Below are 21,499 nucleotides of genomic sequence, written 5' to 3' on the forward strand. Positions count from 1 at the left end.
ACGTTTTGGAAAACCAGCCGGTACGCCGGCCATCGCTGCCGCAGGCGCAGTGAAGCACGACAAGAGGAGCCGCATGGCGAAGGAAGAACTTCTCGAGTTTCCGGGCGAGGTCGTCGAACTTCTCCCGAACGCGACCTTCAAGGTCAAACTGGAAAACGATCACGAGATCATCGCCCATACCGCAGGCAAGATGCGCAAGAACCGCATCCGCGTGCTCGCCGGCGACAAGGTCCTGGTCGAGATGACCCCGTACGACCTGACCAAGGGTCGCATCACCTATCGCTTCAAGTAGACGCGCGAGCGTGGCCGACGAGACCCGCCCGCGCCTGGTCCTGGCGAGCGCCTCGCCGCGCCGGCGCGAGCTCCTGACCCGGATCGGCTTTCCGCCCGACGCGGTCCATCCCACCGATATCGACGAATCCGTGATTCCCGGCGAGCTGCCGCGCGGCCATGCCGAGCGCCTGACGCTGGAGAAGCTCGCCGCCGCCGACCATCCGGGCTGCTTCGTGGTGGCGAGCGACACGGTGGTCGCGGTCGGCCGGCGCATTCTGCCCAAGACCGAGACCGAGGACGAGGCGCGGGCCTGCCTCGAGCTGATGAGCGGGCGCAATCACCGGGTCTTCACCGGCGTGGCGGTGCGCGCGCCCGACGGGCGCCAGGCCCACAGGATCGCCGAGACCCGGATCGCGATGAAGCGCCTGCATCCCGGCGAGATCGAGGAATACATCGCGTCCGGGGAGTGGAAGGGCAAGGCGGGCGGCTACGGCATCCAGGGCCGGGCCGGGGCCTTCGTGGAAAACCTCATCGGTTCCTATACCGGCGTCGTCGGCCTTCCCGTCTATGAGACCCGCCTGCTGCTGGTCGGGCTTGGATACATGCCATGAGAATCCTCACCGCCGAGCATATCGGGGAGACCCGCGTCGCGCTGATGGAGGGCGATCTCGCGGTCGAGCTGCATCTGGAACGCTGGAGCGAGCGCGGCACGCGCGCCGTGCGCGGCGAGGTCTATCGCGGACGCGTGAAGCGCATCGAGACGTCCCTGAACGGCGCCTTCATCGATATCGGTACCGGTCCGGACGGCTTCCTGCCCTTCGGCGGGCAGGGCCGGCCCGACAGCGTGCACGAGGGCGCGGCGGTCGGCGTGCAGGTCGCCCGCGAGGCCTTCCAGGACAAGGGCCCGACGCTTTCCCTGTTCGAGGTGGAGGAGGGCGAGGCGCCCGAGGTGGTGATTCCCGCCCCGCCGGTCGCCGAGCGCCTGTCCATGTTCCACGAGTGCCCGGTCAAGCGCGCGAAGGACGCCGGCGTCGATCTCGATGCCTTCTTCGAGGAGGCGCTCGATCCCGTCGTGCCGCTGCCCGGCGGCGGGCGCATCGTGGTCGAGCCGGTCACGGCGCTGACCGCCATCGATGTCGACGCGGCGGGGCGCAAGTCGGTTTCCGGCGGCGCAAAGCTCGCGATGGAGCTCAACAAGCTCGCCGCGCGCGAGGCGGCCCGCCAGATCCGCCTGCGCGGCATCGGCGGGGTGGTCGCGATCGACTTCCTGCCGCTGAAGAAGAAGGCCGACCAGGGCAATCTCATGGCCTCGCTCAAGAGCGCCTTCCGCAACGATCCGGCCAAGATCGACATCGCCCCGCCCTCGCGCTTCGCCATCGTCGAGCTTGCCCGCCAGCGCCTGTCGCGCCCGCTGCACGAGATCGTCTTCGAGCGCCCGGGCGTGGAGACGGTGGAGACCCGCGCGCTCGCCGCGCTGCGCGCGCTGGAGCGCGAGGCGGCCTCCGACCGGGGCGCGAGGCTTCTCATCCGCGCGGGAAGCGCCATATATGAATGGCTCGAGGCCGACCCGATCGGCTGGAGGAAGGCCGCCAGGCACCGCTTCGGCGACCGGATCGAGCTGAAGCGCGAGGAGGGGTTCGGCCCCCGCGCCTTCGACGTGAAACCCCACCGGGACTGAAAACGAATTGACCGAGACGACCAAGACGACCGCGCCGAAATGCCCGTCCTGCAACGCGCCGGCTGTGCGTGAATTCCGCCCGTTCTGCTCGAAGCGCTGCGCCGACGCCGATCTCGGGCGCTGGTTCTCCGGCGCCTATGCCATCCCCGGCCAGCCCGTCCCGCGCGAGGCCCTGCCCCCGCGCGAGGGGGAGGATGACGAGACCGGGCGCTAACCCTTTTTCCTAACGAAGTCTTAGCCCGTTCCGGCGATTCTGCGTCGTGGCGCCGTGTGCGCGGATTCGGAGCGGGCGATGGTCCTGTCGGCCTCATTGCTGGGTGCGTATTTCAACGCGCAGACGAGCCTGCGCCTGGCGGGTGCCGCCGGGCCGCAGCCCTCCGGCGCGAGCACCGGCACGGCGCAGGGCGGGGCCGCCAAGCCGGAGATCCTTCCTCCCTGGGATCCGCGCGGCGAGGTCGCGGCGCTGGAAACCCTCAGGCGCTCGGTCCTGGCGAGCGGGGAGTTCTTCGACCCGAAGTTCGGCGAGTTCGCCGATCTCGACACGGGCGAGGACGAGAAGACGCTGTTCGCCATGTATCAGGGCCTCAAGCGCCTGCAATCGCTCGCGAGCCCGGCCGGCGAGAAGACCACGAGCGAGACCGACCGCAGCTTCTGGAACCGGCGCTTCCAGGAAGGCGTAGAACAGATGAACGCCTATTTCGAGGGCATGGACCTCGAGGGCGTCTCCGTGCTCAAGGGCGAGGAACTGTCCAAGGCGGAAAGTACGCTCGCCATATCGCGCGGCTCGTCGACCTACCGCACCGGCATCCTGCATTCGGGCGCCTTCGACGCGGAGGTCGCGAACTTCACCGGAAACGTCGCCTTCGACATCACGGTCAGGAAGAACGGTATCGACACCGTCATCTCCATCGATCTCGCCGACATGGGCACGACGACGCGCTCGCTCGACAATGTCGCGGCCCATATCAACGCCGAACTGGAAGCGGCCGGCATGCTGACGCGCTTCGAGCGGGTCAAGATCGGGGAGAAGAACGAGTTCGGTATCGTCGAGGGCGACGATTTCGGCTTCGAGATCCAGGGCATCATCACCGAGAAGGTGACCTTCACCCCGGCCGCGGGCGCCGCGCCGGCGATCTACATGGCCGGCCTGTCGGGATCGGGCGACACGGCGTCGGGCCAGCTCACCAAGTTCACCGGCCTGTCCGGCGGGGCGAGCGCGGAATTCATCCGCCGCGTCGAGGCCGATCCGACGCTGACCGAGACCACGAACGAGGACGGCGAGACCACCACGAAGGCGGCCGAGAACCCGCTGGAGATCAAGGCGATGGCGCGCGGTGCCGATGGCGGCCTCTTCGTCGTCGGCCACACCAGCGCCGCGGTCGACGGCCAGACGCTGAAGGGCGGCCAGGACCTCGTCCTGATGCGCTACGATTCCACCGGCAAGAAGCTCTGGTCGCGCGTGCTCGGCGCCGCCGAAAGCGCCTCGGGCGCGGCGGTGACCGTCGACACCAGCGGCAACGTCATCGTGGCCGGATCGGTTGCCGGCGAGCTGTCGGGCACCAACAAGGTCGGCGGGGCCGATTCCCTGGTGGTGAAATACTCCGCCGACGGGGTGGAGCAGTGGACGCGCCGCTTCGGCGGCACGGCTGACGACCGCGCCCAGTCGGTCAGCGTCGGCGCGGACGGGACGATCTACGTGGCCGGCCGGGCAGATTCGGCGATCGGCGGCGTCGCCAATACCGGCGGCACGGACGGCTACGTTCGCGCCCTCGATGCCAGCGGCAACACGCTCTACACGCGCGGCGTCGGGACCGGTACGGGCACGCAGGAGGTCAAGGCGACCGCGATCGCCTCCGATGGCGGGCTCATCGTCGCGACCGAGGAAGAGGGCCGGGCGGTGCTGACCAAGTATGCCGCGGGCGACGACGGCACCGGCGCGCCGGTCTGGACGCTCGATCTCGGCGACATGGATTCAGGGCGCATCGGGGGTCTCGCGGTCGATGAGACGGGCGCGATCTATCTCTCCGGCGCGGCCGGCGCGGGCTTCTCTCCGAGCGCGCCGGTGACGGCCAATGCCGGCGGGCGCGACGCGGTGCTGGTCAAGATCAACGACGGCGCGTCGGCGAGCGTCGCCTTCACCACCTTCCTGGGCAGTGCCGACGACAACTCGGCGGCCGGCGTCGCGGTGTCCGGCGGCAAGGTCTATCTTACCGGCAAGACGTCAGATGCGTTGCCCGGCGGCACGCAGAACGGCGCGCGCAACGCCTTCGCCGCGAGCCTCGACGCCACCACCGGCGCGCTCGACTGGGTGCAGCAGGTGTCCGGACGCGGGGGCCTCAGCGAGGGAGCGGGCATCGTCGTCGACCCGGCCGGAGACAATGCGCTGACCCGGCTCGGCCTTCCGACGGGCACGCTCTCCCATTCCGACAGCCGCCTCGTCACCGACCGCTCGAGCCTGCGCGCGGGCGATCATTTCTACGTCTCGGTGGACGGCGCGCGGAAGAAGAAGATCACCATCGAGGCGGGCGACACGATGCGCTCGCTGACCTTCAAGCTGAACGCGGCCTTCCTGCTGGACGCCACCGCCGACGTGCGCCGGGCGAGCACCGGCGACGTGCTGCGCGTGAAGCCGAAGGAGGGCGTCACGGTCGAGTTCTTCCCCGGCGATGCCGGCGAGGACGCGCTGGAAGGGCTCGGGCTTCCCACCGGCGCGATCACCGGCAAGGCGAGCCTGCTGGACACCGGCGGCGACACCACCTCGGACGCGCCGAAGATCTTCGCGCTCGAGCTGCCGAGCCGCATGGACATCTCCACGAAGGAAGGCGCGCTCGCCGCCTCGGAGGCCCTTTCCAACGCCATGAGCAAGGTGCAGCGCGCCTATCGCGAGCTGACCGCCGACCCCGCTCTCAAGGAGCTGCTCGCCGGCCCGAAGGCCGGCAAGCGCGGCGGCACCGTGCCCGCCTACCTCCAGGCCCAGCTCGCGAACTATTCCGCGGGTCTGGAGCGCCTGAACGCCGGTGGCGGGGGCGGGACGCTGGGGCTGTTCTAGGCGTGCTCGGCCGCGGCCCGGCGCAGGGCGGGGTAATCGATATAGCCTTCTGCGCCTCCGCCGTAATAGGTCGCCGGATTTCCCTCGTTCAGAGGCGCGCCGCTGCGGATGCGCGCGGGCAGGTCCGGATTGGCGATGAAGTCCCGCCCGAACGCGACGGCGTCGGCATGGCCGCTCTCGACGGCGGCCGCCGCCCGGTCGGGCGTATAGTTGCCGTTGGCGATATAGAGCCCCGGCCAGGCCGCGCGGACCGCTGCGAGAATGGCAGGCGCGTCGGGCAGGGCGGTCTCGGTCGAGAATTCCTCGACGACATGGAGATAAGCCGCCCCGATCCGCGCCAGGGCGCGCGCCGCGGCGGAGAACAGCGCCTTCGGGTCGCTGTCGCTCATGTCGTTGAACTGGCCGACCGGGGAAAGGCGAACGCCCAGCCTCTCGGTGCCGATTTCCCCGGCTATGGCACTGGCCACCTCTTCGAGGAAGCGGATGCGGTTCTCGACCGGGCCGCCATACTCGTCGGTGCGCCGGTTGACGCCATCGCGCAGGAACTGGTCGACGAGGTAGCCGTTCGCGGCGTGAAGTTCGACCATGTCGAAGCCCGCCTCGATCGCGTTGCGCGCGGCCCGAGCATAGTCCGCGACGATGGCATCGATCTCCTCGCGGCTCAGCGCTCGCGGCGTGCTGGTATCGGCGACGCCGTCATAGGTGACGGTCCAGGTGCGTGCCCGGATCGCCGATGCGGACACCGGTTGAGCGCCGCCGGGCAGCAGCGAGGCGTGGCTGATGCGCCCGACATGCCAGAGCTGGAGGGCGATGTGCCCGCCGGCCTCGTGAACGCCGTCGGTGATGTCCCGCCAGCGGGCGATCTGCTGCGGGCTGTGAATCCCCGGCGTGTCCCTGTAACCCCGCCCCATGGGGCTGATCTGCGTGGCCTCGGTGATGATGAGGCCCGCGCCGGCACGCTGGCGGTAATAGGTCTGCGCAAGTTCGCCGGGTACGCCGGAGGCGTCGGCGCGGTTGCGCGTGAGCGGTGCCATGAAGATGCGGTTGGAGGCCGTGACCGGGCCGATCTTCAGCGGGGTGAAAAGTGACTCGCGGGACATGAAGGGACCTTCCGATGGACTGGCGATGCCGCGTCAGTTGGGACGCCGCACGCCCGGCCGGAAGCAGTCCGGCCCCCGCCTCGCGAGATCGTGATCGGCCCCTAAAGCCCCAGCTCCCCCCACATCGCGTCGACGGCCTTCTTCGTCGCCTCGTCCATCTCCAGCTTCTCGCCCCATTCGCGGTCGGTCTCGCCCTCCCACTTATTGGTGGCGTCCAGGCCGATCTTCGAGCCGAGGCCGGAGACGGGGGAGGCGAAGTCGAGATAGTCGATGGGGGTGTTCTCGATCATCGTGCAGTCGCGCGCGGGGTCCATGCGGGTGGTGATCGCCCACCACACATCGTCCCAGTCGCGCGCGTCTATGTCGTCGTCCACGACGATGACCCACTTGGTGTACATGAACTGGCGCAGATAGCTCCAGGCGCCGAGCATCACGCGCTTGGCGTGGCCGGGATAGGCCTTCTTCATCGAGATCACCGCGATGCGGTAGGAGCACCCTTCCGGGGGCAGCCAGAAATCGACGATCTCGGGAAACTGCTGCTGGATGAGGGGGATGAAGACCTCGTTGAGGGCCTCGCCCAGGACGCTGGGTTCGTCCGGCGGGCGGCCGGTGAAGGTGGTCAGGTAGATCGGGTCCTTGCGCATGGTGATCGCGCTGACCTGGAAGACCGGGAAGCGCTCGACCGAGTTGTAGTAGCCGGTGTGGTCGCCATAGGGCCCTTCCGGCGCGTCCTCGTCGAGCAGGACATGGCCCTCGATGACGATCTCGGCCTCGGCGGGTACTTTCAGCGGCACGGTCTTGCAGTCGACGAGCTCGGCCTTCTTGCCCCTCAGGAGCCCCGCGAACTGGTATTCGGAGAGCGTGTCGGGCACGGGCGTCACGGCGGCCAGGATCGTGCCCGGATCGGCGCCGAGCACCGCGGCGGCGGGCAGGGGCTCGGGCCTCTCCTTCTTCCAGCGCTGGTAGTGCTGCGCCCCGCCGCGATGCTTCAGCCAGCGCATGATCGTGCGATCCTTGCCGAGCTTCTGCATGCGGTAGATGCCGAGATTGAAGTCGTCCTCCCTGGAGTCCGACGGCCCCTTCGTGACCACAAGGGGCCAGGTGATGAGCGGGGCCGGCTCGCCCGGCCAGCAGCCCTGGATCGGCAGGCGGCCGAGATCGATATCGTCTCCGGTCAGCACGACCTCCTGGCAGGGCGCCTTGCGAACGGTCGCGGGCCGCATGCTCATTACGGTCTTCGCCAGCGGCAGCATGTCGAGCGCGTCGCGAAACCCGCGCGGCGGTTCGGGCTGGCGCAGGAAGGCGAGGAGTTCGCCGACCTCGCGCAATTGTGCGGCCGTGCGGCGCGGCTCACCGCCCAGCGTGACGGCCCGCGCCACGCGCTCCACCGTGCCGAAGAGATTGACGAGGGCGGGCATCTCGGCCGGGCGGCCGTCTTCGTGGACCGGGTTCTCGAACAGTACGGCCGGGCCCTTCTTCGCGAGCAGGCGGCGCTGGATCTCGGTCATTTCAAGATGGGTCGAGACCGGACGCGAGACGCGGACGAGTTCGCCGTCGGCTTCCAGCTGTTCGATGAAGTCCCGCAGTGATTTGTAGGCCATGACCGGCTCCCTTGCCCGGCACGGAAACTAGGCCGTGCCGGGCAAGGGGCCAAGCGGGAAGCTGTGCCTCACACGTCCCTGGAGATGCGGCTGTTCCTGAGGCCGTAGAGGAAGTAGACGCCGAGGCCGACCACCAGATAGCTGCCGATCAGCAGGAAGTTGTGGATCGGCATCTGGATGATCAGGAAGCCGCAGGTCAGCACGCCGAGAATGGGCGTGAGCGGATAGAAGGGCACCTTGAACGGGCGGTGCAGCTCGGGATGGCTCTTCCTGAGATACATCACCGAGATGCAGACCATGGCGAAGGCGGCGAGCGTGCCGAGGCTGACGAGGTCGCCGAGCACCTTGATCGGGGTCGTGGCCGCGGCCGCGGCCACGGCGCCGCCGACGATCACGGTGTTCATCCAGGGGGTCTTCCGCCTGGAGTGAAGCCGCGAGAACAGCGGCGGCAGGAGGCCGTCCTTGCCCATGGTGTAGAAGATGCGGGTCTGGCCGTAGAGCAGGACCAGCATCACGCTGGACAGGCCCAGGATCGCGCCCGCCTTGATGAAGAAGGAGAACCAGCCCAGCCCGATCGCGTCCACGGCCGTGGCCATCGGGTCGGGCACCGCCAGCAGGGTGAAGGGCACGATGCCCGTCAGCACCAGCGCGGTCAGCATGTAGAGCGCGGTGGAGATGCCGAGCGAGCCGATGATGCCGATCGGCAGGTCGCGCTGCGGGTTCTTGGCTTCGGCCGCGGCGGTGGAGACCGCCTCGAAGCCGACATAGGCGAAGAAGATGATCGAGGCGGCCCGGAACACGCCCTGCAGGCCGAACTCGTCGCCGCCCTGGTGGGGCGGGATGAAGGGCGTCCAGTTCGCCCGGTCGACATAGAAGAAGCCGATCACGATGAAGGCGACGAGCACGGCGACCTTCAGCACGACGAAGAAGTTGTTCGCGCGCGCGGACTCGCTGACCCCGAGCACCAGCAGCCCGGTCACGCCCGCCACGCCGAGCAGAGCGGGCAGGTTGGCGATGGCCGTGGTGGTGGTGCCGTCGGCGAGCGTGACGGCACTGCCCGTCGGGGCGGCGAGCTCGGGCGGGATGTGGACGCCGAAATCGGCGAGGAAACTCACCACGTAACCCGACCAGCCGACCGCGACGGTCGAGGCGGCAAGGCCGTATTCGAGCACGAGCAGGAGGCCCATCACCCAGGCGATGATCTCGCCCAGCACGGTGTAGGCGTAGGTATAGGCCGATCCCGAGACGGGCAGCACGCTCGCGAGCTCGGCATAGCAGAGACCCGCGAAGGCGCACACGAAGCCGGCGATGATGAAGGACAGGACGATGGCCGGGCCGGCATGGGCGGCGGCGGCCTGGCCGGTGATCACGAAGATGCCCGCGCCGATGATGCAGCCGACGCCGAGACTGGTGAGATTGAGGGGGCCCAGATGGCGGTGAAGCTCTTCACCCTGGAACTGGGACTGGACGAGCGCGACGGACTTGCGCGCGAAAAGCCGCTTCCACAAGCGGCCTGACCCGGTGGACGGGTCGAGCGGAGCGTCGGTCAAGGAACGACCCTCTATGAGCCTTCCCACGGCGGCGAGGCTTCGAGCTGAAACCGATGTCGCCGGGTCGATCCGTGGGCCCGCCGCGGGGGAATCGTTACATCGGGTGCGGCCATTTGGAAACGGGATTCTGCGGCGGCCCGCAGGGTCTCGCCGCAGACGATTTTTTCTCTCGCGCGCTATTACAGCTTGTGGCATATTCCCATTACAAATCGATCGGGGAGTCCGCACGCATGGCCTCGATGGTGGACGTCATCGCCATACCGGCCAATGGCTGGAACGGCACCGAGCGCGCCGACAAGGACCGCGCGGCCAACGCCGCGGCGGCGGCCCGCAACGATCTCCTCGCCGTCACCGGCTATGTCGAGATCGACGATCTGGTCTCGAAGGTCGCGGCCGCGCTCGCCGCGGACCCGCAGTCTCCCTGCCTTCGCTCGCTGGAGATCCACGCTCACGGCAATCCGGTCCAGGTGGATGATTTCCTGGCGTGGGAACGGGCCGAATGGGGCCGCAAGCTGAAGACGCTGAACTGGTGCGACCAGGCGGAGATCTATCTCGCGGGCTGCAATACCGGCCTTGAGATGCCGCCGAGCTATGGCTGGCCCGGCCCCCTGGCCAGGGATCTCGCCACGAACATGGCCTTCACCCAGGGCCAGTTCGAGGTCCGCATCACGGTCTACGGCTCGGCGGGCTATCTCTACGGCGCCCGGGCGCTCGGCGGGCTGCGCACGATCCGCCAGTATGTTCAGAAAAAGGGAGGCCGGAAGAAGTTCTGGAACATCTATCCGGGCGCGCGCGATGCGAACGGCACCGATGTCTGGAACGCGTTTCGGAACTGGTAACCCGCCATGGCCACCATCACCGTCGAATTTCCCGCCGTCGCCAGGCGCCTGACGCTCGACCAGGCCCAGACCGACATGTTCATGGAAGAGTTCCGCCGGGTGAGCCGGAGGAGCCTGTGGGACTGGCTGGTCGCGCTGTTCTCGCGCGGCTCGCCGGCGTCTGCGGCTCCGCCGATCGCACCGGAACTGATCGTGAAGGTGGAGGAGGGCGGCCGGGTCGACACCTACGAGATCGGCGGCCGCTTCGTGCTGAGCGAGCCCGGCGGTGTCGAGCCGAGGCAGTTCTACTTCGCGCTGCTGCTCTTCGAATGGCTCGAGCAGGCCGGATCGAGTTCCGCGCCGACGGCTCCCTGACCCGATCCGGGCGGAGCCGCCGCACGCGGGCCGGCTATTGCGGCAGGCCCTCCGGCTCGCCGACGGTGTCCTCGTCCTCGACCGGCAGGTCGGCCGGGCCGGGCGTCTCGAAGCCCTCGACGGCCTCGACCGGGTCCATCTGCGGGTGCAGCGCGGCGAACACGTTGGCGAGCAGGGCGAACGTGCCGTCATCGGCGAAATTCGTCGCGCCGAGCCGGACCACGACGAGGTCGGCGTCCGGGACGATGAAGGCGCGCTGGCCCTGGAATCCGCCCATGTAGACCGTTCCCGAGAGCGCCTCGACGCTGGGATGGCCGAGCCAGAAGCCGAGCCCATAATCGCGATCTCCGGCCGCGCCCTCGCGGGTGCCGCCCACGGTGTGCGTGGCGACGATCTCGTCGAAGCCGGGCCCGAAGACGCGCGTGCCGTCCGGGGCGAGGCCGTCGTCGAGATAGGCCTGGCCCATGCGCGCCCAGTCCTGCGCGGCCGCATACATGTAGGAGCTGCCCTGCAGCGTGCCGGCCTCGTCGGTCTCGAAGATCGCCGAATGCATGGCGAGCGGGGCGAAGACGCGCTCGCGCACGGCGGCGAGGTCCTCGATCATGGGGCCGGGCAGGGCGTCCTGCATGGCGCGCGTGGCCAGCACCGTCTGCCCGCTCATGTACTGCCAGTGCGTGCCGGGTTCGTGGACGAGGGGCTGGCGCGCCGCCCAGGCCGCCATGTCGCTCTGCGTGAACAGCATCTGCGAATTGGGATCGGTGCCGTCATTCCTCTCGTCGAGCCTGAGCCCGGCCGTCATGCGCAGGAGGTGCTCGAGCGTGATCTCGCCCTTCTGCGGGGTCTCCTCCAGCACCTCCTCGTCGGTGATGGCCCGCGCCTGGAGCGTGATCTCGCCGCGGTGGACCATCGCCCCGGCGAGCGTGGCGGCGAGGCTCTTGGTCATCGACCAGCCGTGCAGCGGCGTCGCGGGCGTGACGCCGTCGCCATAGCGCTCGGCCACGAGGCGGCCCTCGTGCAGCACCACGACGGCGAGCGTGTTGCGTCCCCCGCCCTCGGGCTCGGAGAAGGCCTGGTCGATCGCGGCCTCCAGCGCGTGCGTGTCGAAGGCCGCATCGCGGTGGGCCGCGTCGAGCGTCATCGCCTCGAAGGGGCGGTCCCAGGGCAGGGAAAGGGTCTCGTCGAAATCGCGCCCGTCATGGACCAGCGTGCAGCCGATGCCCTCGCGGAACACGGCGCGCTGGCCGTAGAGAAAGCCCAGGAGGTTGGAGCGCACCTCGTTCTCGCCGACCGTCGCGGACACGAGGCGAGCGGCATCGCCGAGCAGGGGGTCGACATAGAGCGCGCGGGCCCGCTGCGGGGTGAAGCCGGAGACGAAGTGCAGCGAGCAGACCTGCTTGGCCGTGATGCCGGTGGCGGTGGGCAGGTAGATGCGGTGCAGCCCGGTGCGGGTGAAGATCACGCCGCCGGCGACGAGCGCCAGCACCAGGAGCAGGACGACGATGCGCTTCATGGCGTTCCCCCTTTGCAGCGGGTGAAGACTTGCCCATCGCGGCCGGGATGGCAATCGCCGCGCCGCCGCAGCCCGGCGGGCAACCGCCGTCCCCGCAGGCCCGTTTCGTCGCGTGAAGGAGGTGAGCGGCCGTGAGCGCTCTCTACAAGTTTCTCGGCGTGTGCCTGATCCTGATCGGCCTGCCCTGGATGTGGCTGCCGATCCCGTTCGGCGCCGTCCTCGTCGCGCTGGGGTTCGCCCTGCTGATCACGGGGTCGGAGACCGGGGCCGAGCGCCTGCGCGGCCTGCGCAGCCGCTATCACTGGTTCGACCGCGCCCTCCTGGAGGCCTGCCGCTACCTGCCCACGCGCCTGGCCGACCCGATCGACCGCACGGCCTGCCGCAGCGAGGAGGAGCGCCGGCGCGACCGGGAGGGCGGTAAGAAGCGAAAATAGGAAGGCCGGATGCGCAACTCTGCCCCGGGGCGGAACGTTTCGCGGAACACAGACGCTTCGTTCCACCGCCTCAGAGGCCCGTTCCATGACCCGCCTGCCGATCCTCCTCGTGCCCGTCCTGCTGATGGCCTGCTCGCCGGAGGGGGAGGCGCCGCCGGTCGTGGATAGCGGCTGGGACCAGTCCGAGCGCCCGGCGATGGCCCCGCAGCCGCAGTCCGAGGATTTCGGCGACCGCAACACCGGGTTCGAACCGGCCTTCGAGGGCCAGACGCGCGCCCCGCTGCCCGGGCAGACCCACGACTGGAGGGTGGAGACCGTCGGCGAGCGCCTCGGCGAGGTGTGGGGTTTCACCTTCCTGCCCGGGGGCGACATCCTGTTCACGAAGAAGTCCGGCACGCTGCACGTGCTGTCCGGGGGCCAGGCTTCCGGGCCGATCGAGGGCCTGCCCGCGATCGACACCGACGACCAGGGCGGGTTGCTCGATATCGTCCTGGATCAGGATTTCCCAGATAACAGACTGATCTATTTTTCGTTTTCCGAACCGCGTGGCGAGGGCGAGAACGGCACCTCGGTGGCGCGTGCCCGCCTGTCGGACGACCGCAGCGCCCTCGAGGAGCTCGAGGTGATCTTCCGCCAGCAGCCGGCCTGGGACTCCTCGATGCATTTCGGCTCGCGGCTGGTCTGGGGAGAGGACGGCACGCTCTTCGTCACGCTCGGCGAACGCTTCCACCCCGCTCCGCGCCAGCTGGCGCAGGACCCGACCAACCATATCGGCACCATCGTGCGCATCGAGCCGGATGGCTCCATCCCGCAGGACAATCCCTTCACCACGACGAGCGCGGGCGCGGATGCGGTCTATGCCTACGGTATCCGCAACAGCCAGGCCGCCGCGCTCGGGCCCGACGGGCGGCTGTGGGAAATCGAGCACGGGCCGCAGGGCGGCGACGAGCTCAACCTGATCGAACCGGGCGGCAATTACGGCTGGCCGGTCGTGGGCTATGGCGAGCAGTATGACGGCACGCCCCAGCACGAGCGCGCCAGCCTGCCGGGCATGATCGATCCGGTCTATTTCTGGGACCCGGTCATCGCGCCCTCGGGGATGATCTTCTATGACGGCGAGCTGTTCCCGCAGTGGCGGGGCGACATCTTCGTCGGCGGGCTCGCCTCCCGGAAGCTCGTTCGCCTGACGCTGGAGGACGAGCGCGTGACCGGCGAGGAATGGCTGGAGATGGACGGGCGCATCCGCGAGGTCGAACAGGGCCCGGACGGCGCGATCTACGTCTCCGACGAGAGCAATGCCACGATCCTCAGGATCGTCCCGGCGCAGGATTGAGGGGGCTGAAGGCGGCGGAACCGGCCGCGGCCGGAGTTCGTTCCCGGTCCGGGGAACGCAGGGAGATCCATGTCTTTCGTCTATCAGTTCATCGGCATCGTTCTGATCCTCGCCGGGCTGCCGCTGTTCTGGACGCCGATCCCGGTCGGGTTGATCATGATCGCGACCGGGCTGGCGCTGCTGATCTCCAACTCCACCTTCGTGCGGACCCGGGTGCAGATGGCGCGCTACGACAATCCCGGCTTCGACCGCTGGCTCGTCAGGGCCAAGCGCTACGTGCCCCATCCCTTCGACCGGGTGCTGGAGCGCACCGAGGCGCAGCGCCACAACCCGCCGGCCCGGCGGGAGTGAACACGTTCAATTACCTTATCTAAAGACTCCGGGGAGAGGCTTGCCTGGTGTTTGCCCCTCGTGAGCACGACCCACCTGGCCGGAGGCAAGACGCCTCCGGCTCTTTTTTGTCACTTCGCCCGGCCGCCGAGCACGTCCTGCCATTCGGGATGCTTCTCGATCTGCGCCTTGGTGAAGGGGCAGAGCGGGACGATGCGGATGCCGCGCGCACGCGCATCGGTGACGACGCGCTCCACCAGCCGCTTGCCGATCCCCGACCCGCGCCAGTCGTCGGGCACGAAGGTGTGATCGACGATGATCAGGTGCTCGTTGGCGATGGAGTAGGTCAGCTCCGCGTCCGGCTTGCCGGGCGCACGCGCGACATAGCGGCCCTTGGTCTCGCCGCGCTCCTCGGTGATCTCGATTCCGGTATCGTCGCTCATCGCGCCTCTCCTAGGCCTCCAGCACGTCGTGCCAGGCCGGCGTGCGGTCGATCTTGATCTTCACGTAGGGACAGACGGGGCGGATCGTCCAGCCGCGCTCGCGCGCGTCCTCGACCGCGCGTTCGACGAGCCGTCCCGCCACGCCTTCCCCGCGCATCACCGGCGGGGTGTAGGTGTAATCGATCACCATGGTGGAGTCGCGCAGCGTGTAGGTCAGCTCGCTCTCGCCCTTCTCGCCGTGCGAGACGAAATAGCGCCCGCGCCCGCCATCGCGGATTTCGTGGATATCAAGCTCGATCATGGATTTAGCTCCTTTTTCTCACCTCGATTGTCAACGCGGCGACGACGGCCTGCGTTTCGCGATCGTCAGAGCGCGTGGGCCTTCAGCGCCTCCAGCGGCACGATATCGAGCGTGGTCAGGTGCGTCGCGGCGAGATCGACTCCGGGGGCGAGGCCCGCCTCGAAGGCCTCCAGCCAGCGCGCCGCGCACAGGCACCAGCGATCGCCGGGCCTGAGGCCGGGAAAGTCGAACTCGGGGCGCGGGGTGGACAGGTCGTTGCCCCGGCTCATGGAGAAGGCGAGGAAGTCCCTCGTCATCACCGCACACACCGTGTGCATGCCGCGATCCTGCGGACCGGTATTGCAGCAGCCGTCGCGGAAGAAGCCGGTCACCGGATGGCTGCCGCACGCCTTCAGCGGCCCGCCGAGCACGTTGCGCGCCCCGCCGGCTCCGCCCCGTCCGGTGTGATCGAAAGGCATGGGCTCGTCCTCCTCTTGCCGGGATCAGGGTAGGGCGCGCCGCGCCGATCGGCCAGTCTGGCGCCCCGCACGCTGCAGGAACGTTCCGCCCCGCGCAGCGGTTTTTCTCTGACTGCGCACGAGCGCGCAAAGGGAGGACGAGCCCTGTCGAGGCACGAGGATACCGGCGCGGAGACCGAGCGTCACATCGTCGACCAGCTCATCCGCGAGCGCGCGCCCGGCCTGTCGGCCAGCCCGGTCTGGCCGCTCGTCAAGCCGCCGCTCTATGCGCTGCTGAATTACCAGGGCGCGCGCGAGATGGCCGATGACATCGCCGACATGGATGCCTACGAGGCGCTCGACCATGCCAGCGATCTCCTGGAGCTCGACCTGTCGGTGGAAGCGGTCGGCTGCGTGCCGCGGCAGGGGGCGTGTCTCGTCGTCGTCAACCATCCCACCGGCATCGCCGACGGGATCGCGCTCTACGATGCGCTGAAGGGGCGCCGGCCGGACGTCGCCTTCTTCGCCAACGAGGACGCCGAGCGCATCTGTCCCGGCCTCGGCGAGGCGGTCGTGCCCGTCGTCTGGCCGCCCGAAGAGCGCACGATGGAAACCTCCAAGGAGACGCTGCGCCAGGCGCTGGAGATGATCGGGGACGAACGCGCGATCGTCATCTTCCCGGCCGGTGCCATCGCCCGCATGCGCGAGGGCGAGCTGCGCGAGGAGCCCTGGGAGGCGACCTTCGTCTCGCTCGCAGGCAAGCACGGCGTCGATATCGTGCCGGCCCATCTCTCTGGCCCATATTCCAGACTTTTCAATATCTTCGATCGTTTTTCCGAAGAATTGCGCGACGTCACCCTGTTCCACGAATTCCTCAACAAGAAGGGCGAGCGCTTCGAACTCGAGTTCGGCGCGCCGATCGACGCCGGCGAGATCGGGCAGGGCGACGAGGACGCGGTGAGCGAGCGCCTGCGCTGCTTCGTGCAGGACGATCTGCCCGGCCACCCCGGGAAGGCGTTCGCGCCCTGAGGCGTCAGGTCGTGGGCTCGCCCTCGGCCTCCTCGCGCACGATGTCGCGGATGCGCGGGTAATCCGGCGAGCCGGTCGGGGTCATCGGGGTCGAGTTCACCCTCACGACGCGCCCCGGCACGAGGCGCTTGTCGAGATCGTGCTCGCTCACATAGCCGGAGAACGCCTCGCGCCCGGCCTCCTCGGCGTCGGAGACGAGCACGATCGTCTCGCCTTCCTCGCGCTCCACCGCCATGGCGGCATGGTTGGCCTCGCTCCAGAGATCCCTCGCGGCCCTCTCCACCCGGTCGAGCGAGATCATCTCCCCGCCGATCTCGGCGAAGCGCTTGACCCGTCCGGTGATGGTGATGAAGCCGTCCTCGTCGACGCTCGCGAGATCGCCGGTGTCGAACCAGTCCTTCTCATAGGCCACGATCCGTCCCGGATCGTCGGGATCGAGATAGCCGATCATCAGGTTGGGGCCGCGCACGTGCAGCTCGCGCCCCTCGCTGACGCCCTCCACCTCTTCGAGCTTGGCCTCCATGCCCGGGACCAGCGTGCCGACGCTGTCGGGCCGGTTGGCGTCCGGCCGGTTCAGCGCGACCACCGGGGCGGTCTCCGACAGGCCGTAACCCTCGATCAGCACGGCCGGGCTGTGCTCGTCCCAGAGTTCGCGCGTCTTGTCGTGCACGGGCTCGCCGCCGAGCACGAGATATTTCAGCGTGTCGAGTTCGCCTTCCCCGGCCTCGCGGGCATAGAGCCGGGCGAACGCGTCGGTTGCCACCAGCACGTTCGCGCCGGTCTCGTGCAGGCGCTCGATGATCGTCTTGCGTTCCAGCGGATTGGGGTGGAGCACGGTGCGCCGGCCCGTCAGGATCGGCAGCAGCATCCCGCCCGTGAGCCCCAGGCTGTGGAACACCGGGAGCGGGCTGAAGAACACCCAGTCGGGTTCGAACTCGATATGCTGGCGGCACTGGGCGATGTTGGCCAGGATATTGGCGTGGCTCAGCGCGACGCCCTTGGGCGCGCCGGTGGTGCCGGAGGTGAAGAGGATGACGGCCACGTCCTCCGGATCGGCCGGGTCGGGCACCAGGGCGGGCAGGGCTTCGCCGGCCGCGCCATACGCCTTGTCGAGTATCCCCGTCGCGTCCTTCAGGTCCTCCAGGTGGACGATGCCGGCATGTTCGGCGAGGGCGTCCTCGGTGTCCTGGAGATCGCCGGCCTTCACGAAGGTCCTGGAGCTGATCACGCGCTTCACGCCCGCGGTCTCGCACGCGCCGGCGACCGTCTTGGCGTCCTGGCCGTAATTGAAGAAGGCCGGCACGCGCCCGCCGGCCTGCAGCGCGAAGAACACGATGGCGGCGGGAACGCCGGTGGGCAGGAAGACGCCGACATGCTCGCCGCGCTCGGTGATCTGCGACAGGTGGCGGGCGAGCGCGAGGGCGGCGCGGATCAGCTCGCGATAGCTCATCGCGCCGAAATCGGCGTCCTCGACGATCCGCGTCGAGCCGCCGTGCCCGGACTCGGCGTCGAGCAGCCCCTGGAACAGGGTCTTGGGGAAATCGTCCGGAAGCGTCAGCTCCGGTCCTTCGAACGTCTCGGCCATGAGCGTCTCGCTGTCTGCGCCGGGCAGGCCGACCGGGATTTAAACGCCCGGCGGGACGGGGCCGTTCCGGCGGTCAGTGCGCGCGCGGCGCCGCGAGCTTGCGCCGCTTGAGTGCCTCGTAGGCCGGCCGGCAGGCGGCCACGACCGGTTCGAGTTCGTCAGGCAGGGGGTGCGGGCTGGCGCGGGGCGCGTCGAAGCCGGTGGAGGCTTCGACCCGGGCGTACCAGAACGGCGCCCAGGGTCCGTCGCTCGCGCGCCGTCCGGCCGGCCAGGACAGCATGGAGGTACGGAACGGGATGTCGATCGCCGCGCAGACCGCGCGCAGCATGCCGGCCGGATCGGCCAGCACGTCGCGCCCCTCCACGACCGGCCAGTCGCTGCGCCCGGTGACATATGCGATCTCGTCGAACAGGGCGAGCTGGCGCAGCGCGCCGAGATCGGCGCTGGTGGCCCGGTCCATCGTCGCGAAATAGCTTGCCGCGACCTCGGCCGGGTCGCGGATCAGGAAGACGTGCCGGCAGGCCGCGGTCCAGGACAGGTCGAGGCCGGGCAGCATGTGCTGGCACATGTGCTTCTGGAAGAATTCCGCTTCCCCGTTCGGCGCCGGACCGGCGCAGCGCCGGGCGATCTCGTCGGCATCGTGAGGCCAGAGGGCCAGCGTCTCCTCGCGGCCGGGATGGTCGATCCCGGTCTCCTTCAGATACCAGGCATAGAAGGGCTCGTCCCACACCGCGCAGTTCCCGCGCGCCTCGAAGGACCGCATCGTCGCGGTGGAGATGTTGCGCGGCCCCGACCACAGGCAGATGCGGACCGTGTCGCCGGCCATCAGGCGCTCTCGCGGGCGATGCGCTCCAGGTAGAGGCGCTGCAGGCGCTCCACCATCGGTCCGCGTCCCTCGCTGATCTTGCGCCCGTCCACGCTCGAGACCGGGGCGAGCCCGGCGAAGGTGCCGGTCACGAAGGCCTCCTGCGCCCCGTAGACCTCGGTCAGGGAGAAATTCTTCTCAAACACCGGGATGGCGGCCTCGCGGCACAGCTCGATCACTACGCCGCGGGTGATGCCGGGCAGGCAGTAATCCCCCGTCGAGGTCCACACCTCGCCCTTCCTGACGATGAAGAAATGGGTCGAGTTGCAGGTCGCCACGAAACCGTGCGGATCGAGCATCAGCGCCTCGTCCGCGCCGGCCTTGGCGGCCTGGATGCAGGCGGTGATGCAATTGAGCTTGGAATGGGAGTTCAGCTTGGGATCCTGCACGTCGGGATAGCCGCGCCGGACATGGACGGTGAAGAGGTTCAGACCCCGCGTGGCGGTCTCAGGCTTCGGCGTCTTCCATTCGGGAATGATGACCACCGTCGCCTTCGAGATCGTCACGCGCGGGTCCTGGTAGGGCGTTGCCTTGAGGCCGCGCGTGACCATCAGCCGGATATGGACGCCGTCCTGCATGCCATTGGCTTCGAGCGTCTCGTGGAGCGCCGCGGTCAGCGCCTCGCGGGTGAGGCCGATCTCCATGTCGATCGCCTTCGCGCCCTCCCAGAGCCGGTCGAGATGGCGGTCGAGGAAGGCGATGCGGCCCTCGTGGACGCGCAATCCCTCCCAGACGCCGTCGCCGAGGATGAAACCGGAATCGAAGACGGAGACCTTGGCCTGGTCGCGCGCGTGGAGTTCGCCGTTGATCCAGATGCGGATGTCCGCATTGCGCGGATCGTCGACATATTCGTGGCTGCCCTTGGCCATCGGATCAGCCGAATTTCGAGAAGTCGGGCTTGCGCCGTTCCATGAAGGCGGTGACGGCCTCCTTGAACTCCTCCGAGCGCAAGAGGTCGGCGAAGATGCCCCCCTCGCGCACGATGCGCTCGACCAGGGGCTCCCCGGGCCGGGTCATCAGCGCCTTGGCCGCACGCACCGCGCCGGGGGCCTTCGCCGCCAGCGTGCGGGCACGGTGCGTCACCTCCTCCTCCAGCCTGCCGGCCGGAAAGACGTCCGCGACGAGGTGGCGCGACATCGCCTTTGCCGCGTCCCAGCTCTCGCCCAGCAGCAGGAGTTCGCCCGCGACCGCGCGCCCGACGAGCCCGGGCAGGATCTGGCTGGAGCCGAATTCGGGGGCGAGGGCGAGATCGACGAAGGGCGTCTTGAACACCGCCCGGTCGGAGGCGTAGGCGAGGTCGCAATGCAGCAGCAGCGTCGTGCCGATACCGATGGCGAGCCCGTCGACGGCTGCGATCACCGGCTTCTCGCAATCCATCAGGGCGCGCATGAAGCGCTCCACCGGGGGCATGTCGCCGCCGCCGATATGGGGCGGAGCCTCGATGAAGTCGACGAGATCGTTGCCGGCGGTGAACACGCCCTCGCTTCCCGCCAGCACGACGACGCGCACCTCGCGGTTCGCGTTGGCGTCTTCCAGCGCCTCGGCCATCGCCGTGTACATCGGCCGGGTGATGGCGTTCTTCTTGTCGGGACGGTTGAAGCGGATCGTGCGGATGTAGTCGGAGGTCTCGACCCGGATGGCGTCGGTCATGCCTGTCTCCTCGCTGAGCGATGCGATCTCAGCGGAGACCGGGCGGTGCGGTCAAGCGCGGAAACTTGCGAGGCTCAGCGCGGACAGATCAGCACGTGGTCGTCGAACACCGCGCCGACGATCAGGTTGTCCTCGCTCGCGGCGGCCACGCTGGAAGCGTCGATCTGGCCATTGAGCGCGACCAGTTCGCGCGTCACCGTGCCGGTCTCCGGATCGACGCGCACGACTTCGGACGGCGCGATCGCTCCGGGATCCTCGAGATGGTCCAGGAAGGCGAACACGTCGGGATGGGCGCCGATCCACAGATCGCCCTCGGGCCCGATCTCGATATTGTCCGCCCCGGTGTGGACCGCGATGCGGTCGACGCGCTCCAGGCTGCCGTCCGCGGCGCGCCGGTAGACATTGACGCGCCGCCCCAGGAATTCGGCCACGTAGATGAAGCGCCCGTCCGCGCTCATGTTGATGCCGTTGGCGTAGATCAGCCCGTCGGCGGCGATGCGCCCGGCCTCGCCGTCGAAATAGGACACGCCCGACAGCGGCAGGCCGAAGAAGGCCTCGATCTGGGAGGCGAGGCCCTCGGCATAGCGCCGGTCGTTGGTGGCGTAGAAGCTGCGCGGGCCCACCGCCAGCACGTCGTTGGGCGAGGAGAGTTCGGGATAGGTGATGGAATCCACGTGGGTCAGCGCGCCCTCGGCGTCGAACTCGAAGATCTCGATGCGGTGACCGCCCGCCCGGGGGTGGTTGACCACGAAGAGCCGGTCCGGCGCGCCCTCGCGCACCAGGAGCGAGATGCCGTGCGGCACGAAGTCTTCCGGCGCGTCTGTGAGCCGCGTCAGGCTCGCCTGCGGATCGGCGGGATCGAAGCTCCAGATCGCGTTGCCGGCGCTGTCCCCGCCGCGCCGCTCGGCGGTCGAGACGAGGGCCAGGCCGGTCACGGGATGGATCGTCACGTCCTCGGTGCCCGGCGCGATGGTCAGCGCCTCGCACCCGGCAAGACCGGTCTCCTCGAGATCGGCGAAGGTGCCCGCGGCGGGCGCGACGACGAAGGCCATGCGCAGCGCCAGCGCCAGCACGACGATGACGAGACCGATCAGGAATGTTCGCATGAAGCCCTCCCCTTGCGGCTTTCGCGCCGCGT

Annotated in this window: 23 protein-coding genes; 11 read left to right on the forward strand and 12 right to left on the reverse strand. The window is 68.9% G+C overall.

Annotated elements, in window-relative coordinates; all coding sequences use genetic code 11:
- Positions 1 to 73: 73 nt before the first annotated feature.
- The 5 genes from infA (at position 74) to JW792_RS02445 (ending at position 5,000) form a co-directional block, all read left to right on the forward strand.
- The gene (gene infA / locus JW792_RS02425; protein ID WP_009800516.1) at positions 74 to 292 is read left to right on the forward strand and encodes a translation initiation factor IF-1; all 219 of its coding nucleotides are present in this window, start codon (positions 74 to 76) and stop codon (positions 290 to 292) included.
- A gap of 10 nt (positions 293 to 302) precedes the next feature.
- The gene (locus JW792_RS02430) at positions 303 to 884 is read left to right on the forward strand and encodes a Maf family protein (RefSeq protein WP_135994252.1); all 582 of its coding nucleotides are present in this window, start codon (positions 303 to 305) and stop codon (positions 882 to 884) included.
- Positions 881 to 1,951, forward strand: coding sequence for a ribonuclease E/G (locus tag JW792_RS02435; protein ID WP_241095036.1), 1,071 nt, complete (start codon positions 881 to 883; stop codon positions 1,949 to 1,951). Before JW792_RS02430 ends, JW792_RS02435 begins: the two co-directional genes overlap by 4 nt.
- Positions 1,952 to 1,958: 7 nt before the next feature.
- Entirely contained in the window at positions 1,959 to 2,165 is a 207-nt protein-coding gene (locus JW792_RS02440; RefSeq protein WP_135994251.1) for a DNA gyrase inhibitor YacG, read from the forward strand.
- A 78-nt stretch (positions 2,166 to 2,243) separates the two neighbouring features.
- Positions 2,244 to 5,000, forward strand: a complete 2,757-nt coding sequence (locus JW792_RS02445; RefSeq protein WP_135994250.1) for an NHL repeat-containing protein — start codon at positions 2,244 to 2,246, stop codon at positions 4,998 to 5,000.
- On the opposite strand, the gene JW792_RS02450 is transcribed toward JW792_RS02445, so the two are convergent.
- From JW792_RS02450 to JW792_RS02460, 3 genes are all read right to left on the reverse strand, one after another.
- Positions 4,997 to 6,100, reverse strand: a complete 1,104-nt coding sequence (locus JW792_RS02450; RefSeq protein ID WP_135994249.1) for an alkene reductase — start codon at positions 6,098 to 6,100, stop codon at positions 4,997 to 4,999. The genes JW792_RS02445 and JW792_RS02450 overlap by 4 nt on opposite strands.
- 101 nt (positions 6,101 to 6,201) lie before the next feature.
- Positions 6,202 to 7,701 carry a UbiD family decarboxylase gene (locus tag JW792_RS02455; protein ID WP_135994248.1) on the reverse strand — a complete coding sequence of 500 codons (1,500 nt, stop codon included), beginning with the start codon at positions 7,699 to 7,701 and terminating at the stop codon, positions 6,202 to 6,204.
- 68 nt (positions 7,702 to 7,769) lie between these two features.
- Positions 7,770 to 9,251, reverse strand: a complete 1,482-nt coding sequence (locus JW792_RS02460; protein WP_206340883.1) for an amino acid permease — start codon at positions 9,249 to 9,251, stop codon at positions 7,770 to 7,772.
- 230 nt (positions 9,252 to 9,481) lie between these two features.
- Between JW792_RS02460 and JW792_RS02465 the strand changes: the two genes are divergently transcribed.
- A complete protein-coding gene (locus JW792_RS02465) occupies positions 9,482 to 10,090 on the forward strand; it encodes a hypothetical protein (RefSeq protein WP_135994246.1) in 609 nt (202 codons plus the stop codon).
- Positions 10,091 to 10,096: 6 nt separating this feature from the next.
- Complete coding sequence (locus JW792_RS02470; protein WP_135994245.1) at positions 10,097 to 10,444, forward strand: hypothetical protein; 348 nt, start codon at positions 10,097 to 10,099, stop codon at positions 10,442 to 10,444.
- Between the two features lie 34 nt (positions 10,445 to 10,478).
- Here the strand turns inward: JW792_RS02470 and JW792_RS02475 are convergent, their stop codons facing one another.
- Complete coding sequence (locus JW792_RS02475; RefSeq protein WP_135994244.1) at positions 10,479 to 11,954, reverse strand: serine hydrolase domain-containing protein; 1,476 nt, start codon at positions 11,952 to 11,954, stop codon at positions 10,479 to 10,481.
- Positions 11,955 to 12,085: 131 nt separating this feature from the next.
- On the opposite strand from JW792_RS02475, the gene JW792_RS02480 reads away from it, so the two are divergent.
- The 3 genes from JW792_RS02480 to JW792_RS02490 all read left to right on the forward strand — a co-directional run bounded on the left by JW792_RS02480 (position 12,086) and on the right by JW792_RS02490 (position 14,072).
- Positions 12,086 to 12,388 carry a hypothetical protein gene (locus JW792_RS02480; protein ID WP_135994243.1) on the forward strand — a complete coding sequence of 101 codons (303 nt, stop codon included), beginning with the start codon at positions 12,086 to 12,088 and terminating at the stop codon, positions 12,386 to 12,388.
- A gap of 85 nt (positions 12,389 to 12,473) precedes the next feature.
- A complete protein-coding gene (locus JW792_RS02485) occupies positions 12,474 to 13,721 on the forward strand; it encodes a PQQ-dependent sugar dehydrogenase (RefSeq protein ID WP_135994242.1) in 1,248 nt (415 codons plus the stop codon).
- Positions 13,722 to 13,790: 69 nt separating this feature from the next.
- A complete protein-coding gene (locus JW792_RS02490; protein WP_135994241.1) occupies positions 13,791 to 14,072 on the forward strand; it encodes a hypothetical protein in 282 nt (93 codons plus the stop codon).
- A gap of 110 nt (positions 14,073 to 14,182) precedes the next feature.
- Here the strand turns inward: JW792_RS02490 and JW792_RS02495 are convergent, their stop codons facing one another.
- The 3 genes from JW792_RS02495 to JW792_RS02505 form a co-directional block, all read right to left on the reverse strand.
- Positions 14,183 to 14,494: a GNAT family N-acetyltransferase gene (locus tag JW792_RS02495; protein WP_135994240.1), complete on the reverse strand. Its 312-nt coding sequence runs from the start codon at positions 14,492 to 14,494 to the stop codon at positions 14,183 to 14,185.
- 10 nt (positions 14,495 to 14,504) lie between these two features.
- On the reverse strand, positions 14,505 to 14,795 hold the full coding sequence (locus JW792_RS02500) for a GNAT family N-acetyltransferase (protein WP_135994239.1): 291 nt from the start codon (positions 14,793 to 14,795) through the stop codon (positions 14,505 to 14,507).
- A gap of 65 nt (positions 14,796 to 14,860) precedes the next feature.
- On the reverse strand, positions 14,861 to 15,253 hold the full coding sequence (locus JW792_RS02505; RefSeq protein ID WP_135994238.1) for a DUF2237 family protein: 393 nt from the start codon (positions 15,251 to 15,253) through the stop codon (positions 14,861 to 14,863).
- Between the two features lie 297 nt (positions 15,254 to 15,550).
- Here JW792_RS02505 and JW792_RS02510 point away from each other — a divergent pair, with 297 nt between their 5' ends.
- On the forward strand, positions 15,551 to 16,261 hold the full coding sequence (locus JW792_RS02510; protein ID WP_206340884.1) for a 1-acyl-sn-glycerol-3-phosphate acyltransferase: 711 nt from the start codon (positions 15,551 to 15,553) through the stop codon (positions 16,259 to 16,261).
- 4 nt (positions 16,262 to 16,265) lie between these two features.
- On the opposite strand, the gene JW792_RS02515 is transcribed toward JW792_RS02510, so the two are convergent.
- The 5 genes from JW792_RS02515 to JW792_RS02535 form a co-directional block, all read right to left on the reverse strand.
- Complete coding sequence (locus tag JW792_RS02515) at positions 16,266 to 17,846, reverse strand: AMP-binding protein (protein ID WP_135994236.1); 1,581 nt, start codon at positions 17,844 to 17,846, stop codon at positions 16,266 to 16,268.
- 73 nt (positions 17,847 to 17,919) lie between these two features.
- On the reverse strand, positions 17,920 to 18,672 hold the full coding sequence (locus tag JW792_RS02520; protein WP_135994235.1) for a sulfotransferase-like domain-containing protein: 753 nt from the start codon (positions 18,670 to 18,672) through the stop codon (positions 17,920 to 17,922).
- Entirely contained in the window at positions 18,672 to 19,580 is a 909-nt protein-coding gene (locus JW792_RS02525; protein ID WP_135994234.1) for an aminotransferase class IV, read from the reverse strand. Before JW792_RS02525 ends, JW792_RS02520 begins: the two co-directional genes overlap by 1 nt.
- 4 nt (positions 19,581 to 19,584) lie before the next feature.
- Positions 19,585 to 20,361 carry an enoyl-CoA hydratase gene (locus JW792_RS02530; protein ID WP_135994233.1) on the reverse strand — a complete coding sequence of 259 codons (777 nt, stop codon included), beginning with the start codon at positions 20,359 to 20,361 and terminating at the stop codon, positions 19,585 to 19,587.
- Positions 20,362 to 20,435: 74 nt separating this feature from the next.
- On the reverse strand, positions 20,436 to 21,467 hold the full coding sequence (locus JW792_RS02535) for a strictosidine synthase family protein (protein ID WP_135994232.1): 1,032 nt from the start codon (positions 21,465 to 21,467) through the stop codon (positions 20,436 to 20,438).
- Positions 21,468 to 21,499 lie beyond the last annotated feature (32 nt).

It is taken from the genome of Marinicauda algicola (assembly GCF_017161425.1).
GTDB classification, from domain to species: domain Bacteria; phylum Pseudomonadota; class Alphaproteobacteria; order Caulobacterales; family Maricaulaceae; genus Marinicauda; species Marinicauda algicola.